Origin of the sequence: Phormidium sp. CCY1219, assembly GCF_035615515.1 — a bacterium.
Lineage (GTDB): Bacteria > Cyanobacteriota > Cyanobacteriia > Cyanobacteriales > Laspinemataceae > CCY1219.
In genome coordinates this window covers 1-818 of record NZ_JAJENT010000404.1, presented here as the reverse complement: position 1 = coordinate 818, position 818 = coordinate 1, and the positions used below count along the sequence as shown (strand labels likewise).

The following is an 818-nucleotide window of genomic DNA, read 5'->3' as shown; positions in this document are numbered from 1 at the left end:
GAAAGTACCACAAAGTCATCGGCATATCGGATGATTTTCGGACGATAATTAACGTCTCGCTTTCCGTTAATGTTCTTCCTTTGAGGAAAAGCATTTACAACCGAATTTATCATTCCGTGTAAGGCAATATTGGCCAGGAGTGGGCTAATGAATCCACCTTGTGGAGTTCCAGCCTCTGTTACCTCGAATACGCCATTATCCAAAACTCCGGCTTTAAGCCATTGTTTGATTTTCCGTTTAATCACGGATGGACAATCTAGTTTGGACAGTAGGTAATCATGGTTGATTCGGTCGAAGCATTTTGCAATATCTGCATCTAATACCCAGTTAGGTTTCTTATGAACCTTTTTGAATATGGCGTCAATTGCGTCATGTGCTGACCTTCCTGGCCTGAACCCATATGAGTCTGCTTCAAACCGAGCTTCCCATTGCGGTTCTAGTGCCAGTTTTACCAGGGCTTGCTCAGCTCTATCCTTTATCGTCGGAATCCCTAAAGGACGCTTTTCATCGCGCCCTGGCTTTGGAATCCATACTCTGCGTAAGGCGCGGGCTTTGGAGTTACTCCCAAGTTTTTGGGCTAATTCCAGTCGTTGTGTTGGCCAGAGGGATTTTACTCCGTCTACTCCGGCTGTTCTTTTGCCCTGATTGTCTTGGGTTATTTTCCTTACTGCCAAGAGCTTCGCGTAATAGGACTTACTCAGGAGTCTTTGAAGATGCCTTGCTTTCTTGGACTGTCCAGACCCGTTCAGCTTTGTAAATTGATTTTTGCAGCTTAAATACCCGTCGATGGACTTTTGCCCAATTGATGGTATTCCATG

At 45.0% G+C, this 818-nt stretch carries 1 pseudogene; it reads right to left on the bottom strand.

Going from position 1 to position 818, the window contains the following annotated elements:
* Nucleotides 1-818, bottom strand: a pseudogene (locus tag LKK83_RS08585) (reverse transcriptase N-terminal domain-containing protein); the annotation flags it as partial.